This is a genomic window from Oleiphilus sp. HI0132, assembly GCF_001635845.1.
In genome coordinates, this window is sequence record NZ_LWGJ01000445.1 from 1 (window position 1) to 16,057 (window position 16,057).

The window sequence follows — 16,057 nt, forward strand, 5'->3', positions numbered from 1 at the left end:
GATTGTATTCCCCAAAACAACTGAAGAAGTTCAGGCAATTGTTAAGCTAGCGAATGAGCACGAGTTTGCACTAGTACCTTCTGGCGGACGAACCGGTTTAAGTGCGGGGGCTGTGGCAAGCAATGGTGAAGTGGTCGTTTCTTTCGATTACATGAATCAGATCGTTGATTTCAGCGCCAGTGATCAGGCTGTACGTTGTCAGGCTGGTGTTGTTACACAGCAGTTGCAAAACTTCGCCGAAGAGAACGGTTTGTACTATCCGGTTGACTTTGCATCGGCCGGTTCTAGTCAGCTAGGAGGTAACCTATCGACTAATGCGGGCGGTATTAAAGTTATCAAATACGGCATGAGCCGTGATTGGGTCTTGGGTTTAACCGTGGTAACAGGTGCTGGCGAAATTCTTGAACTAAACCGAGACTTGTTGAAAAACAATACCGGATATGATTTGCGTCACTTGTTTATTGGTGCTGAAGGAACACTTGGTTTTATCACTGAAGCAACAATGAAACTAACGCGTCAACCGAACAATCTGACTGCTTTGGTTCTGGGTCTATCAGATATTGGTAACACCATGGATGTCTTGAAAGCATTCCAAGCAAAGCTGGACTTGACTGCCTATGAGTTTTTCTCGCACGAAGCGATGGGGCATGTCTTAGCGCACAACGATGTGCCTGCACCCTTTGAAACTGAAGCGCCTTTCTATGCATTGTTGGAGTTCGAATCGACGTCTGACCAGGTAATGGATGACGCAATGGCTTTATTTGAAACCTGTGTTGAAGAAGGGTGGGTTTTGGATGGTGTGATCAGCCAGAGTGAAACCCAGCTCAATAACTTATGGCGTTTGCGTGAAGGTATCTCAGAGTCGATTTCTGTGCGTACTCCGTACAAAAACGATATTTCGGTCGTGGTCTCTAAAGTTCCTGAGTTTCTAAATGAGATCAATTCAGTGGTGACTGAGCATTACCCGGATTTTGAAATTATCTGGTTTGGTCATATCGGTGATGGCAATCTGCATTTGAATATTCTTAAGCCTGAAGATTTAAGCAATGAAGAGTTCTTCTCGAAGTGCATTCAGGTAAATAAGTGGGTTTTTGATATTGTCGCAAAATACAATGGTAGTATCTCGGCAGAGCACGGCGTCGGAATGGTCAAGAAAGATTACCTGGGTTATTCGCGTTCGCCTGTTGAGATCGAAATGATGAAAGGCGTTAAGCGTGTCTTTGATCCAAAAGGCTTGATGAATCCTGGAAAGATTTTCGATCTGTAGCCTCTTTAATTAGATGGTGAATGTACGGTAATGAGAACAATATGCGGGTAGTCGATAAAAGGGGATTTCTTTGCTCTCTCATTCTGCTCGCCTTTATCTCATTGTTGTTCTTGTCCCAGTCGCGGCTTCCAGCGCTGGATGAAAAAGCTCAGATGGGCCAGCGCAACCATCTTAGTTCTCTCGCCTTTGATGTCATTTACCCGCTTAGTGCTGAGCAAGGGCATGCAGAGCGTATTCTCTATAGCTCGCTTAACTGGGCATATACCAACTGGCAAGGAATGACCTTTGGTTTTCTATTTGCTGCAGCTGTACTGACTTTAATATCTTTCCTTTCAATAAACTTGCCTAAAGTCGCAGATGGGCGAAATCCTTATAAACAAGCGTTTATTGGTGCCTTGCTCGGAACTCCTTTGGGTGTTTGCGCCAACTGTTCTACGCCCATTGCTTTTGGTTTATACCGGGGAGGCCTTCCTACTCCCACCGCTTTATCGATGCTGAGTAGTTCGCCAAGCTTTAATTTTATCGTGGTTGCGATGTCACTAAGCTTGCTGCCCATAGAGCTAGTTGCCATTAAGTACATCTTGATCGTATTTTTTGTCTTACTGGTAATTCCCTTTTTAAGTGCTCGTTTTCATGGCGAGGGTGGTAAGTTTAAAGGTAGTGGTATTGATCTCCCGCTAAATGCCTGTGCAATTACGCAACAAACTAGGGGGCTTCAGTTTGTCTTTGAATTTACCAAAGCATATTTGGGGCATTTAGGGTTTATCTTAAAAGGGGCGCTGCCTCTTATGCTTTTAGCTGGGGGGCTTGCTGCGCTTGTAGCAGAATTTGTTTCACTAGATAACTTAAATGGGTCGTGGACCTTAATAATACTAATTGTGGTGGCCTTGTGCGCTGCTTTTTTTCCGGTTCCTATTGCCTTCGATGTTGTTATCTCAGTTGGCTTGTTGGCAGCGGGGGTTGATATTGCCTATGTTGGCGCAGCCTTTTTTGCTTTAGGCGTTTTTAGTATTTATCCCGCGACGATGGTTGCACGAGATATCTCTCTGAAATTGAGCCTTGCCTTATTATTGAGTGTGTCTGTTTTAGCGTTACTGGCTGGTCTGACCGTCAGCGCATATACCGAGCAATCACAGGGCGCTAAGTTGCTATCGGTAACAGAAAAACTATCTCAGCTAGCGATGACTAATGATGCGGCTGAAAAGGAAGCAATAGAGCTTCACGGTTTACCGGAATATTCGGCACGCCCCCTGATGCGAAAAGCTGCCCGTGCCTGCCATGTTCTTGGTGAGTCTCGTCAGTATGACTGCTTTGAACGCTTCGTTGTTGAGCTATTATCGAAGCAATTTAGTGCGAGTGCCTGTGATTATCTGGAGGATGCAGCGAGCTATCGCCAGCGCTGTATGGAGGCATTTGATTATCTTAAAGTCAGGAAAGGCGCCTTAACAAACGAAAGTGTGGATCAGTGTAATAGTTTACCTACGCAATATAGGCAGCGCTGTCGTTATGACTATTTTTTCGAGAAGACACTTGAGCAACAAAGCTTATCGCCATGCTTGTCTTTAAATTCTCAAGAAGGTCAGCGCCAGTGTTTAGTTGAGAGCTTAGCGCTAAATACAGAACTTTATCCGGGCTATGCGCTATGCGCTTCACTTGAAGGTTCTGGAGCCGTAGAAGATTTGACGGCATTTTGCCTCAATGAACATAAGCTTATACGTCAGAATATATTGCTAGTACAGCAAGGAGACTTGAATGCTTGTTCAGGTTTGGAAGGCTCAGTCGCTGTGCAGCGATGTCAGGCGCTGCTAATCAATCACAAGCTAGAGCAGGGTGCAGATAAGTCATTCTGCACGCAGTTGAATGAGCCTGTTATTAAAGCGGCATGCGACGACTTTTCACGTTACTTTCAGGGCATCAATGTCGGTGATTCAGAAGCGTGCTCACTGATTAGTAATACAGCTCTTAAAGCACGATGTAACGAAGAGGCGATTCAAGCTTATTTAGCAGAGCTATTGTCAGATCTGAGCTATCAGTATTTAAATGAACAGCATGATCAGCTTGCGGGAGCGTTGCATAGTGAAGGTGAAGAGGTAGAGGCCTTACTAGCGAAAACCAAAGGGCTAGATTTAGTCGATACGCACCATCTTAAGTCGGAGCTTGGTCGGGACTTTGTGCTTAAGTCTTACGCTTTAAAAGGCCAAAATAGCGATGATTCTGTTGTTGGCTTTGAGCAGACTAAAGCCGCTTCTATTGGTCTGGAAAGTGCGCCTGCGATGAAAGCTGTCGAATTATTTGAGCCCTTCAGCTATGGCCGGGGTATTGCAACGGGGGATACGAACCAGGATCTATGGCCAGACCTGGCAATTGCTTATTCCGACCGCATACGACTTTATCAGAATATGGGGGGGCGCTTTGCTAAGCGAAAAACGCTAGAGTTTGGAAGTGAACTAAGCCCAGTATTGGTCAGTTTTGTTGATTTGGATGCAGATAGCTATCCTGACTTGTTTGTGTCGTTTTATGGTGCTGGTAATAGAATCTATTGGAACCAGGGCGGTAGCTTTGATCAAGGTCGCTATCAGGAGCTGATGCTTGAAAACAGTCAACTAGTGATGTCAGCGGCATTTCAGGATGTTGATCAGGATGGTGATATTGATATGGCTTTGGGTAGCTGGTTTGCTGGCGACTTAAGACATTTTAATCCGCACCGTTCCCAAAATTATTATATTGAGAATGCTGCCATCAAGAAGCATTCATCCAATAATACTCGCCGAGATTTTAAGCCACATGCATTACCTGGAGCGCAAGGGGAGACCTTGTCAGTACTTTTCTCGGATATTGATCGAGATGGTAAGCCGGAGTTGCTCGTGGGAAATGATATGGATGCCCCCGATATTATATATCGCTGGAAATCGGGGCGTTTCCAAGTAGCTAAAGCCGATAGTAACCTGCCAGCTTACAGTGCATTTAACACGATGAGTATCGCCAGTGGCGACCTCAATCGAGACCAGCTAATTGATTACTTTAGTGTTGATATGTCTTTTGGCCAAGAGGGTGGTTTGGACTATTGTCAGCAGGCTGGCATTGCAGACTTACAGGCGTGTAGAGCTTTGCTTTCACTTGATCAGGCTGTCAAATCTGGGCAAGTTGGTACCTGTCAATATTTGGCTGAGAGCAAGAGAAAGCAAGACTGTCTTCAGGCGCAGCTTATTCAACTGGCCAGGCAATCAAGGCAAGACGATATTTGTAGTCTCATGACTCAGGAAAACAAAGTGGCTGAGTCTTTATGCCGAGCTGCCAGTAAAGTAATTCCCCCAAAGCAAGCTATCAACTATTCACTATACCCTAAGGGTGTTCAGCGCAATGTCTTGTCTATGTCCTCGATGGGCGGCTGGCAAGAACTTGCTGAAGACTGGGCTGTATCAGAAAGTTATTGGAGTTGGCACAGCAAGATAGCAGACTTGAATAATGATGGCTGGAACGATATTTATGTTGGCAACGGTTATATGTTTGGTGGAGCAGGGCGGCGTACCCAGACCAATGTTTTGTATATGAATAAGCATGGCGAAGGAATGTACCGAGCAGAAGCGGAAATGGGCTTGGAAGATTATCTAAATACCCCGAGCTTTGTGACGGTTGATTTTGACCGGGATGGTGATCTCGATATCATCTCCCAACGAGTTGCTGCCGACCATGGCGTCTTCATCAACCAGACTCGAGAGCCGGGTATATTGATCGATCTAAGACTTAATGGACAAACGGTATTGGGCTCCAGCGTGCAATTGCTCGGTCATTCTCTTGATGATGAAAGCGCGGCGCAGTTATCTCAGCAAGTTCTTGGAGGTGGTTTTCTTAGTTTTGATGAGCCTCTTGCTCATTTTGGTATGGCAGAAAAACAAAGCTATCAGCAGCTTCAGATAAAGTGGCTCAGTGGTAGCAGAGAAAAACTAGATTTCCTCTTTCTCCCTGCGCGTTATTACCTAATCGAGTTTGATAAGTAGCGATTCTAGAACAGTCTATTCCGGTTGAGTGCATGACTAATTGTTCCAAATTAGGTGAAAATCACAGTGTCTGAAATTGAAATGTGAATAATATTCAGATACTGTCTCGTTCTCGGTTTTTTGCTGTTCCATTTTGTCGTTCAAATTTCTGGATGGGTAAAGATCTTGTTCTATTGAAAATAATAAAGGAAGTACCATGAGTTCACGAATAACCCGACTATTCTTCTTTACGCTGATACTTGTCGCAAGCGCTCTGCCAGCGAATGCCAGTAATTTAACGCCGGTTAAATTTTGTGTCTGGGACCCTGTTGGTGCTAATGGGCCGTTTATTTCTTTTTTGAAGGAAACAAAGCTCAAGGCAATAAGTTGGGGGATTGATTTGCAAATGGAAGCCTATACGGATGAGAAAGTTGCTTCGAATGACTTCCGTTCAGGCGAATGCAGTGCCGTTTTATTAACCAATATTCTAGCAAAAGACTTCGTGCCTTTTACCGGGGCTTTTGGTGCTCCAGGCGCTATTCGTACTTTAAAAGAATTGAAAACATTGTCGAAATCCTTATCGAGTAAGAAAGCAGAGAAGTTGATTTCCAATGGCAAGTACCAGATGGCTGGGTTGTTTCCAATTGGCGAGATTTATACCTTTGTTCGAGATAAGAGTAATGTGGATATATCAGCAATTAGCGGCAAAAAAGTGTCTATTTTGAATGCTGATGTAGCCAGTGAGCGATTTGCCCAAGTGGTTGGTGCATCGCCGGTACACACTTCGTTGGCTACTTGGGGTGGGCAATTCAATAATGGCAACGTTGACGTAATGTTTGCGCCCGCGTTGGCTTACAACACGTTTGAGTTATACAAAGGTTTGGGCGAAACTGGCGGAATTGTTGACTTCAATATTCTTTATGCTGTGATGGAAATGGTCGTCAATACTGAAACAGCCCCAGCAAATTTTGCTCACAATATGCGCCAGCATGCGCTATCTCGATTTAATGAACTCGAGAATACAGTTAAGCAGGCACACAGTGAAATTCCACAGAAGTACTGGGTGAGTCTCGATGATGTAAGAAAGTCAGAGTATGAAAACCTTTCTAAGAAGATTCGTTTAGCCTTAAGAGATGAAAAAGCCTACGACGCAAAAGCTATCTCAATATTGTGGAAGATCCGTTGTAAATTTAATCCATCTGCGACAGAATGCGCGACTCCGGAGTAGTTGCGCAGAACACTGCTCCTAGAGACCTTGTAGCTTAGTAGGAGTAGTGATGCCTTATACAGCAAAATTTGTTGATGGAAGTTTATTCGAATCACCTATCACAAAAGTCGTTTGTGTCGGGCGTAATTACGCAGAACATGCCAAAGAGCTTAATAACCCCATACCTTCTGAGCCGATTCTGTTTATTAAACCAGAGTCGGCTGTCGTCTCTTTAAGTGAACCTTTCACTATTCCAGACACAGATTGCCACTATGAGGCAGAGATTGCCGTATTGATCGGAGAGACGCTATCTAATGCAAATGCCGAACAAGCGGAGCAAGGAATTGAAGGCTTAGGTTTGGCGCTTGATCTAACGCGGCGTGAGCTGCAGTCAAAGTTGAAAGAAAAATCCCACCCTTGGGAAGTCGCCAAAAGCTTTGATGGTGCTTGCCCGCTCAGTGAATTTGTTCCGTTAGGGAACTGTACAGCCTTAAACCAGCTTGAGTTTACCTTGAGTATCAATGGAGAGTTGCGACAGCATGGTAAGAGTAGCGATATGTTGAACCCGATCGCGCCACTTATTGCGCATATGAGTACCTTTTTCACGCTCAACCCAGGTGACGTTGTTCTTACCGGAACGCCGAAGGGGGTGGGGCAGCTACACAAAGGGGATCAGTTGTCGCTAAAGTTTGGCAAGAATTTAGCTTTTGATACTAAGGCAATCTAAATTTAGCTGCTGACTTCGGTGTCTCCCATTCCCCCAGCTGCCGATTCTCTATATAATTGCGGGCTTTTTCGATATTAGGAATTAGCCCGCGTGCCTCAGACTCAAACCCGTTCTTCTGAACTTGCTAGCAGTGCATCAAGTAGTGAGTCAAATTTGCAGACGATAGCTGATTTTATTCGTTACACTTTTTCGAGTTTGAATCGTGAACAGGTTTATTGTGGCCATGGTACTGACAACAACTGGGATGAGGCAGTCAGCCTGGTTCTTCAGTTATTAGATCTGCCTTGGGATTTTTCGACTGAACTATGGTCTTGTCGTCTGGCAGACGAAGAGAAGGCGCTTATCTTAGATGCGATTAAGCGCAGAACAAAAGGCCGAGAGCCACTGGCTTATATCACCAAACAAGCTTGGTTTTGTGGTTTGCGCTTCAATGTCGATGAGCGAGTGCTCATACCTCGCTCTCCGATTGCCGAACTCATCGGGCATCATATGGAACCTTGGCTATTAAATGAGCCTGAGCGAGTGCTTGATTTATGTACCGGAAGTGGTTGCATCGGCATCGCTGCCGCTTTGGAGTTTGAAGAGGCGCAGGTGGATTTGTTTGATATATCAGTCGATGCCCTGGCCGTGGCAAAGTCGAATATTGAATTGTATGAATTAAATGACCGGGTTCAGGCGTTTTCCTCTGATCTTTTCAGTGCTTTGAGCGATCCTTCGCAGTTCTCGGATGGTGAACATGTTCGTTACGATTTAATTTTGTCGAATCCGCCTTATGTTGATCAAAATGATTTTGACAGCATGCCCGAAGAGTATAGTGCTGAGCCTGTGTTAGGCTTGGTTGCAGGGCCTGACGGGCTGGATATTGTCAGACGAATTCTATCGGAAGGTGCGAAGCACTTAAGCGATGATGGCTTAATGATTGTTGAGGTTGGAAATAGTTGGGAAGCGCTAGAAGAGGCTTATCCTGATTTTCCCTTTACTTGGGTTGAGTTCGAACAGGGTGGGCACGGCGTGTTTGTGATTCGCGCACAAGAATTAAGAAACTACCCTTGGGTATAGAATTGAATATTATTGTTGAACGCTCAAAAGCGTTTAACTAGAGAAAGAGGCAGATAGTATGTCGGGTAATACGTTTGGAAAGCTTTTTACAGTCACTTCTTTTGGTGAGAGCCATGGAAAAGCGATAGGCTGTATTGTTGATGGTTGCCCTCCGGGGATAGAGCTTAGTGAAGAAGATTTACAGGTCGACCTGGATCGTCGGAAGCCGGGCACATCGCGCTACACTACGCAGCGTAAAGAGGCTGATGAAGTTGAGATCCTCTCTGGTATCTTTGAGGGGAAAACAACGGGTACGCCCATAGGTTTGTTGATTAAGAATACGGATCAGCGCTCAAAAGATTACTCGAATATCGCAACGACCTTTAGACCAGCGCATGCTGATTATGCTTACAACCAGAAATATGGCTTCAGGGATTACCGCGGGGGCGGTCGTTCTTCTGCTCGAGAAACAGCAATGCGTGTTGCAGCGGGTGCTATCGCCAAGAAATACTTGAAGCAATCGTTTGGTATTGAAATCAACGGTTACCTGTCTCAGCTGGGTCCAATTAAAGTTGAAAAAGTGGATATGTCTATCGTCAATGACAATCCATTTTTCTGCCCTGATGCCGGTAAAGTCGGTGAGATGGAAGATTATATGAAAGCGCTGAATAAAGAGGGTAACTCTATTGGCGCGAAAATTTCTGTTGTTGCACGCAATGTACCACCTGGTTTGGGTGAGCCAATCTTTGACCGGCTAGATGCCGAGCTGGCGCATGCCTTTATGAGTATCAATGCCGTAAAAGGTGTGGAAATTGGTGCAGGTTTTGATTGTATTGAGCAAAAGGGCACAGAGCATAGAGACGAGATGACGCCGGAAGGGTTTCTTTCGAATCACGCGGGCGGTGTCTTAGGTGGTATTTCAACCGGGCAGGATATTGTTGCACATATGGCCTTGAAACCGACTTCAAGTATTCATTTGCCGGGTAGAAGTATTGATACCGCAGGGAATCAGATTGAAGTATCAACCAAAGGCCGTCACGACCCGTGTGTGGGTATTCGCGCTACGCCCATTGCTGAAGCAATGATGGCAATGGTTTTGTTGGATCACCTAATGCGCCATCGTGCTCAAAATGCTGACGTTGTCTGTGAAACACCGAGAATCTAAGACGGTATGAAAGTTTCTGATTTTGATTTTGACTTGCCGGCAGAGCTAATTGCCAATTATCCAACAGAAGAGCGAAGCCAAAGCCGTTTGTTGGTGGTCGAAGGTAGTGAGGGGAAACTAGCTCATCAATCCTTTGCTGATGTTTATGAGCTGATTAATGAAAACGACTTACTGGTATTCAATGATACCAAGGTCGTTCCGGCACGTTTGTTTGCGAAAAAAGAAAGTGGCGGCAAGCTGGAAATACTCTTTGAGCGAATGATTGATAGTCATACATTTTTAGCGCATGTCAGGTCTAGCCGTTCTCCTAAAGAAGGTAGCAAGATTGTTGTTGATACCGATGATGGAAGCACGCAAGTAATCGAAATGAAGGGGCGACAGAATGCACTGTTTATTCTTGAGACCCAGTCTTTAGAGGTTTTTCAGCTGCTTGAAAAGTACGGCCACATTCCTTTACCTCCGTATATTGAGCGTGGTGATGAGGATATGGATCAGGATCGTTATCAAACTGTCTATGCCGATAAGCCAGGCGCGGCAGCAGCGCCTACGGCAGGCTTGCACTTTGATGATGAGCTTATTGAAAGGCTTAAAGCAAAAGGCGTTGATACAGCTTTTGTTACCTTGCATGTTGGTGCTGGAACCTTCCAGCCAGTAAAGGTTGACGATATTAAAGACCACGAAATGCATTCGGAATGGATTGAAGTGACTCAAGACGTGGTTGACAAAGTGACTGCGACTCGTCGAAAAGGTGGTCGTGTTATTTGCGTCGGCACAACTAGTGTTCGTAGTCTTGAATCTGCCAGCCAGTCAGGCGAGCTTAAGGCTTTTACCGGTGATACTGAGATATTTATTTTCCCAGGTTATGAGTTTAAAAGTGTCGATGCACTGATTACTAACTTTCATTTGCCGAAATCGACCCTATTAATGTTGGTATCTGCATTTTCAGGCCAGGCAAATATCTTAAATGCTTATGAGCAGGCTGTTGCAAATAAGTATCGCTTTTTCAGTTATGGTGATGCGATGTTTCTAAATCCCTCTAGCGGGAATATTTCGGAGTAATACATTGAGTGAATCGAATTGTTGTATGTCCTTTAAGGTCAGCCAGACAGATGGCTTGGCTCGACGTGGAGAAATTGACTTTCCACGTGGGAAAATACAGACCCCTGCGTTTATGCCGGTTGGCACTTACGGTACGGTAAAAGGCATGCTACCTAAGGATATCGAAGAGATTGGCGCGGATATTATTCTCGGAAATACTTTTCATCTAATGCTAAGACCGGGCACCGACATTGTTGAGAAACATGGTACTTTGCATGACTTTATCCAATGGGATAAACCAATTCTGACTGATTCTGGAGGTTTTCAGGTTTTTAGCCTCGGAGATATGCGTAAGATCAGCGAGAAGGGTGTAACATTCAAGTCCCCTATCAATGGTTCTAAAGTAGAGCTGACGCCTGAAATCTCAATGGAAGTTCAGCGTAAGCTTGGTTCAGATATCGTTATGATTTTTGACGAATGTACGCCTTACCCTGCAACGGAAGAAGAAGCACGTAGTTCAATGGAGCTATCGATGCGCTGGGCTGAACGTAGTAAACAGGCTCACGGTGATAACCCTTCAGCTTTATTTGGCATTGTGCAGGGCGGAATGTATGAGCACTTGCGTGATGAAAGCCTGGAAGGCTTAGCCAATATTGGCTTCGATGGTTATGCCATTGGTGGCTTATCTGTTGGTGAACCGAAAGAAGAAATGATGAAGGTGCTTGATCATATCGGCTATAAAATGCCTGAAGATAAGCCTCGTTATTTAATGGGAGTAGGGAAGCCTGAAGACTTGGTTGAGTCTGTTCGTCGCGGTATCGATATGTTTGACTGCGTAATGCCGACAAGAAATGCTCGCAACGGCCATTTGTTTACTTCAACGGGTGTTATCAAGATAAGAAATTCAGCTCATAAAGAAGACCCATCTCCGCTCGATGAACAATGTGACTGCTATACCTGTAAGAACTTTAGTCGTAGCTATCTTCATCATTTAGATAAGTGTAAAGAGATGCTAGGCGCGCAACTCAACACAATTCATAACCTAAGATATTATCAGAACTTAATGAGTGGATTGCGTCAGGCCATCGAACAAGGTAAATTGTCGGCCTTTGTTGATACCTTCTATGCCCAAAGAGGCGAAACAACACCAGAATTAACAGCTGGCGCAGCAGAATAAAGTGTTGCTCAGTTAAAAAATTTTACTGCTAACTATTAGAACTAAACAAGGGGAACCCTTAATGAAATTAATCGCTAAAATTGGTCTGTTTCTGACTTTCTGCATGTACTCTGCGCTTAGCCTGGCTGAAGGCGCGCCTGTTTCACCTCAAGGCCCAAGTGCAATGATGCAGTTGGTATTCTTTGGTGGCTTTATCCTGATTTTTTACTTCTTGATGTGGAGGCCACAGTCAAAGCGTGCCAAAGAGCATAGAAATCTGGTTTCTGAATTAAGCAAAGGTGACGAGATTGTGACGAATGGCGGTATCGCTGGTAAGGTCACAAAAGTTTCAGAAGAGTTTGTTAAGGTTGAAGTTTCTGAGGGTGTTGAAATGAACATTCAGAAAGTAGCAGTTGCCTCAGCATTACCAAAAGGCACCTTAAAAGGTATCTAAATCAGTGTTAGTCGCTCACAAAGGGTGAGCGACTAGGCTAATCGAGATGTTTTTACGTTTGTTTAGGCTTTGTTCGCGTAACAGGGTCTGCGTCGTGATATAACACCTGCACACTCAATTACTTTGAATAATACCGAAAGGATCTGGAGCTAAGATGCTCAATACATACCCCGCGTGGAAATATATTCTCATACTGATCACCCTGGCATTGGGTGCAGTGTACTCATTACCTAATCTCTATCCTGATGACTTTGCTGTGCAGGTGACCGGAACGCAAAGCTCGCTAAAAGCAGACGATGCTCTACAGAAGCGGGTCGTTAGCGTATTAGAGAAAAATAATGTTGTTGTTAAGCATGCGGAGTTAAATGGTAATAACCTTTTGGTTCGTTTCAATGACAACGAAGCTCAATTATCTGCAAAAGAAGTCCTAAGCGATGTTTTGGGTAGTGATTATATTGCGGCGCTAAATATGGCACCAAGCACACCTGATTGGCTTAAGTCTATGGGTGCTGGACCTATGAAACTTGGTCTAGATTTGCGAGGTGGTGTTCACTTCTTACTCGAAGTTGATATGGATAAAGCTTTGAGTCAAAAGCTTCAAGTCTCAATGAGTGATATTAAAACAGCGATGCGTAGTGAAAAAATTCGCTATCGTTCGGTATTGGTTGAAGGCACTGATGGCCTCAAGGTTAAGTTCAAGTCTGAAAAGGAATTGGACAAAGCGGTTTCGCTTGCCGCATCAGAATATCGTCAGTTTACACGTACAACAATCGAAGAAGATGAAAGCTTCTTCTTATTGCTAAAACTATCTGAAGCGCGAATTAAAGAGATTGAAGATTATGCTGTTCAACAAAACCTGATTACGCTTAGAAATCGTGTTAACGAACTGGGTGTTGCTGAGCCTTTGGTTCAGCGTCAGGGGCGTAACCGTATCGTGGTTGAGCTCCCTGGTGTTCAGGATACGGCGGCAGCAAAACGTATTATTGGTAAAACAGCAAACCTGGAGTTTCGTCTAGAGGCTAAGTCGAGCGCTTCTAGCCGAGAAATGCAGCAGTTTGACTTCAAGAGTGAGAAAGGACGTACCGCTTACCTGGAAAAAGATATTATCGTCACGGGAAGCAATGTATCGAATGCTCGTGCGAGTTTTGATGAAAACGGAGTGGCACAGGTTAATATCGACCTTGACGGTAAGGGCGGTAAGTTGATGCTTGAAGTGACCAAGCGAAACTTAAAGCGCCGCATGGGTGTTTTATTTATCGAGCAGAAGTCTGAGCTAATTAAGAAAATAGTCGACGGTGAAGAAGTAACAGAGCGTCGTAACCGTGAGATTCGCCAGATTATTAACTTGGCAACGATACAGGGGGCGTTTGGTAACAGCTTCCGTATTACCGGTCTGGACTCAGCCACCGAAGCTGCTGAACTGGCATTGCTTCTTAGAGCGGGTTCGCTTGCAGCGCCAATTTACTTTGTTGAAGAGCGTACAGTTGGGCCTAGCCTGGGGCAGGCAAATATCGACGCGGGTTTGATGTCCGTTCAAATCGGTTTCGCTTTGGTCTTATTGTTTATGCTTGTTTACTACCGGGCATTTGGTGTTGTCGCGAATATTGCTCTAGCAATAAATGTCATTCTATTGTGTGCATTAATGTCGATGATCTCTGCCACACTTACCCTGCCAGGCATCGCTGGTATTGTACTGACTGTCGGTATGGCGGTTGATGCAAACGTGTTGATCTTTGCTCGTATCCGCGAGGAGCTGGCAAACGGTCTTTCTCCTCAGCAAGCTATTCATGCCGGCTATAGTCGAGCATTTGTAGCGATTTTCGATGCAAATATAACCACGTTGATTGCTGCGGTTATCTTGTTTGCGGTAGGAACTGGCCCGGTTAAAGGTTTTGCGGTGACATTGTCACTCGGTATTATGACTTCGCTCTTCACTTCTGTCGTACTGACGCGAGCGATTGTTAACTTGGCCTATGGCGGCCGTCAGCTGAAGAAAATTTCGATAGGGTAAGGTGCTCAGGATGAACAATACAATAGATTTTATGGGCAAACGTAAGATTGCCGCGGCATTCTCGATCATCTTATTGCTTGCCTCAATTACTTCGCTTGGTGTGAAAGGTCTGGCTTTGGGTTTGGATTTTACAGGGGGGACGCTGGTAGAGGTTGAATACCAAGAAGCGCCGAACCTTGAAGAAGTGCGTGAGCAGTTGCTTGCAGCGGGTTATGAGAAATTAGTTGTACAAAACTTTGGTGCAGCAACATCTGTGTTGGTTCGCTTGTCTGAGTCGTTTAACGATAAGGTTGGTGCGCAAGTCGCGAGCACCTTGTCTGCGAATGGTGTGCAGCTAGAGCTGACCAGAGCTGAATTTGTTGGCGCACAGGTTGGTGAAGAGTTAAGAGAGCAGGGCGGCATTGGCTTGCTGTTGGCCTTGGGTTTGGTCATGTTCTATGTTGCTGTCAGGTTTCAGTTCAAGTTCTCGGTAGGTGCTGTATCGGCTTTGATACATGATGTCATTATCGTTATTGGTGCTTTTTCCATTCTGGGTTGGGATTTCGACTTAACCGTATTGGCTGCTCTACTAGCGGTAATTGGTTATTCCTTGAATGACACGATTGTTGTATCCGACCGTATTAGGGAAAACTTCAGAAAGTTAAGAAAGTCAGAGCCTGATGAAGTCATTAACATTTCGTTGACACAAACTTTATCTCGAACCTTGGTTACATCGGCGACGACTTTGTTAGTGCTGTTTGCCTTGTACTTTCTTGGTGGTGAAATGATTAACGGCTTTGCTAAGGCGCTTTTGATTGGTGTGTTAGTGGGTACGTATTCATCTATTTATGTTGCTAGTAATGTCTTGTTGTCGATGGGTGTGAGCAAAGAAGATTTGATTGCTCCAGTTGTCGAGGACGAGGAAGGAAACGCTATTGATGACCAACCTTAAAGTCAGGTAGTCAAATACTAGCCATAAAAAAGGGAGCAGAAGCTCCCTTTTTTATGGCTAGTATTTAGCGCTCTCAAACGCGCTACCTTAGAGGCGTGTTTGAAAAGTATTAAAGCGCTGGACCAATGCTTTAAAGAGCTTTGGATTGGCAACGATGATTTTGTCTTCTTTATCGCTAAATACACCGCCGTTTAGTGTACCTGTCAGTGCGCCAGACTCCTGGCATAGCAGCAGAGCTGCTTCAAGCTCTTTAGCGTTTACCTTGGTTAGTATTGCTGCATCAATTTGGCCAGCGGCAACCATGGCGACATCAAGAGCATCGCAATTGCTAACCTGCATTTGACCGACATTGCTTCCCACTTCACTAATAAAGTCAGCAATGACGTGAGATTCGGCAGGTGAGTCGAATTGATTTATGGTATTGATTGCAACCGTCGCTTCAGCTAGCGATTTAGGAGAGGTACAACGAATTCTTCTGCCATTAAGTGCTGCTCCGCTTCCACGGCTTGCTGTGTATTCATCACCATTTGTCGGGTTAACAAGTAAGGCGTTTTGAGATTTTCCTGAAGACTTATGAACAAGTGAAAAAGCCGTTGCTGGGATTTTTCGTAGCAGGTTGTAGGGCGCGTGAAAGCCGTTAACTTGCCAGCTATCTTCTTTTACGTCGCTAGGTGTTTCATCGGGTGCGATAATGAAGTGGGTTGGGTTGGCTTTCTTTAGGCTATCAAAGAAGGTTTGAAATAAAGTAGATTCAAGATGGCTGACCAGCTTTTCATTAGCATTAGGGTCAGATTGGTTTGGATCATTTTTATCGATACTTTGATTAATATATTCGCATGCTTGACGAGAAGCGCGCAAAGCAATATTTAAAATAGGCTTCATAGTTACCACTTACATATAAAAAGTGAATGACAAAAGAACGAATTGATAAAGAGCGTATGGTGCAGTCCAGCGTACTGGAGACCAAGTGGGGCGGATCATAGCAAAAAAATGTGACAGAGGCACGCGAATATAGAAATCTCCAAGGTGCTATTCAGAGGGTCCCGGTGAGCAAATCTTGATTAGGTACTCCCATCTAGATTAAAA

At 44.7% G+C, this 16,057-nt stretch carries 12 protein-coding genes; 11 read left to right on the top strand and 1 reads right to left on the bottom strand.

The features are described 5' to 3' along the window. From A3766_RS05335 to secF, 11 genes are all read left to right on the top strand, one after another. On the top strand, positions 1–1,267 hold a 1,267-nt coding region (locus tag A3766_RS05335), incomplete at its 5' end, for an FAD-binding oxidoreductase (RefSeq protein WP_068641865.1). A gap of 20 nt (positions 1,268–1,287) precedes the next feature. Continuing rightward, positions 1,288–5,265, top strand: coding sequence for an FG-GAP-like repeat-containing protein (locus tag A3766_RS05340; protein ID WP_068510643.1), 3,978 nt, complete (start codon positions 1,288–1,290; stop codon positions 5,263–5,265). 196 nt (positions 5,266–5,461) lie between these two features. Continuing rightward, complete coding sequence (locus A3766_RS05345) at positions 5,462–6,472, top strand: putative solute-binding protein (RefSeq protein WP_068510642.1); 1,011 nt, start codon at positions 5,462–5,464, stop codon at positions 6,470–6,472. 49 nt (positions 6,473–6,521) lie between these two features. Then, positions 6,522–7,178 carry a fumarylacetoacetate hydrolase family protein gene (locus A3766_RS05350; protein ID WP_068510639.1) on the top strand — a complete coding sequence of 219 codons (657 nt, stop codon included), beginning with the start codon at positions 6,522–6,524 and terminating at the stop codon, positions 7,176–7,178. 90 nt (positions 7,179–7,268) lie between these two features. Further along, the gene (gene prmB / locus A3766_RS05355; RefSeq protein WP_068510637.1) at positions 7,269–8,237 is read left to right on the top strand and encodes a 50S ribosomal protein L3 N(5)-glutamine methyltransferase; all 969 of its coding nucleotides are present in this window, start codon (positions 7,269–7,271) and stop codon (positions 8,235–8,237) included. A 58-nt stretch (positions 8,238–8,295) separates the two neighbouring features. After that, a complete protein-coding gene (gene aroC, locus A3766_RS05360) occupies positions 8,296–9,381 on the top strand; it encodes a chorismate synthase (RefSeq protein WP_068510635.1) in 1,086 nt (361 codons plus the stop codon). A 6-nt stretch (positions 9,382–9,387) separates the two neighbouring features. Then, a complete protein-coding gene (gene queA / locus A3766_RS05365; protein WP_068510633.1) occupies positions 9,388–10,440 on the top strand; it encodes a tRNA preQ1(34) S-adenosylmethionine ribosyltransferase-isomerase QueA in 1,053 nt (350 codons plus the stop codon). 25 nt (positions 10,441–10,465) lie between these two features. Continuing rightward, positions 10,466–11,596, top strand: coding sequence for a tRNA guanosine(34) transglycosylase Tgt (tgt, locus tag A3766_RS05370; RefSeq protein WP_068510630.1), 1,131 nt, complete (start codon positions 10,466–10,468; stop codon positions 11,594–11,596). 163 nt (positions 11,597–11,759) lie between these two features. Further along, complete coding sequence (gene yajC, locus A3766_RS05375) at positions 11,760–12,029, top strand: preprotein translocase subunit YajC (protein WP_231872197.1); 270 nt, start codon at positions 11,760–11,762, stop codon at positions 12,027–12,029. 154 nt (positions 12,030–12,183) lie between these two features. Continuing rightward, positions 12,184–14,040 (top strand): protein translocase subunit SecD, encoded by a 1,857-nt coding sequence (gene secD / locus A3766_RS05380; RefSeq protein WP_068510627.1) that lies wholly within the window; start codon positions 12,184–12,186, stop codon positions 14,038–14,040. 10 nt (positions 14,041–14,050) lie between these two features. Continuing rightward, on the top strand, positions 14,051–14,971 hold the full coding sequence (gene secF, locus A3766_RS05385) for a protein translocase subunit SecF (RefSeq protein WP_068510624.1): 921 nt from the start codon (positions 14,051–14,053) through the stop codon (positions 14,969–14,971). A gap of 87 nt (positions 14,972–15,058) precedes the next feature. Here the strand turns inward: secF and A3766_RS05390 are convergent, their stop codons facing one another. After that, positions 15,059–15,853, bottom strand: a complete 795-nt coding sequence (locus A3766_RS05390; protein ID WP_068510623.1) for an inositol monophosphatase family protein — start codon at positions 15,851–15,853, stop codon at positions 15,059–15,061. Between the last annotated feature and the right edge of the window lie 204 nt (positions 15,854–16,057).

Excerpts from the sequence above, each read along its gene's own strand:
- secD (WP_068510627.1), top strand. The coding sequence starts at position 12,184 with ATGCTCAATACATACCCCGCGTGGAAATATATTCTCATACTGATCACC.
- aroC (WP_068510635.1), top strand. The coding sequence starts at position 8,296 with ATGTCGGGTAATACGTTTGGAAAGCTTTTTACAGTCACTTCTTTTGGT.
- secF (WP_068510624.1), top strand. The coding sequence starts at position 14,051 with ATGAACAATACAATAGATTTTATGGGCAAACGTAAGATTGCCGCGGCA.
- queA (WP_068510633.1), top strand. The coding sequence starts at position 9,388 with ATGAAAGTTTCTGATTTTGATTTTGACTTGCCGGCAGAGCTAATTGCC.
- A3766_RS05350 (WP_068510639.1), top strand. The coding sequence starts at position 6,522 with ATGCCTTATACAGCAAAATTTGTTGATGGAAGTTTATTCGAATCACCT.
- tgt (WP_068510630.1), top strand. The coding sequence starts at position 10,466 with ATGTCCTTTAAGGTCAGCCAGACAGATGGCTTGGCTCGACGTGGAGAA.
- A3766_RS05390 (WP_068510623.1), bottom strand. The coding sequence starts at position 15,853 with ATGAAGCCTATTTTAAATATTGCTTTGCGCGCTTCTCGTCAAGCATGC.
- A3766_RS05340 (WP_068510643.1), top strand. The coding sequence starts at position 1,288 with ATGTACGGTAATGAGAACAATATGCGGGTAGTCGATAAAAGGGGATTT.
- A3766_RS05345 (WP_068510642.1), top strand. The coding sequence starts at position 5,462 with ATGAGTTCACGAATAACCCGACTATTCTTCTTTACGCTGATACTTGTC.
- yajC (WP_231872197.1), top strand. The coding sequence starts at position 11,760 with ATGATGCAGTTGGTATTCTTTGGTGGCTTTATCCTGATTTTTTACTTC.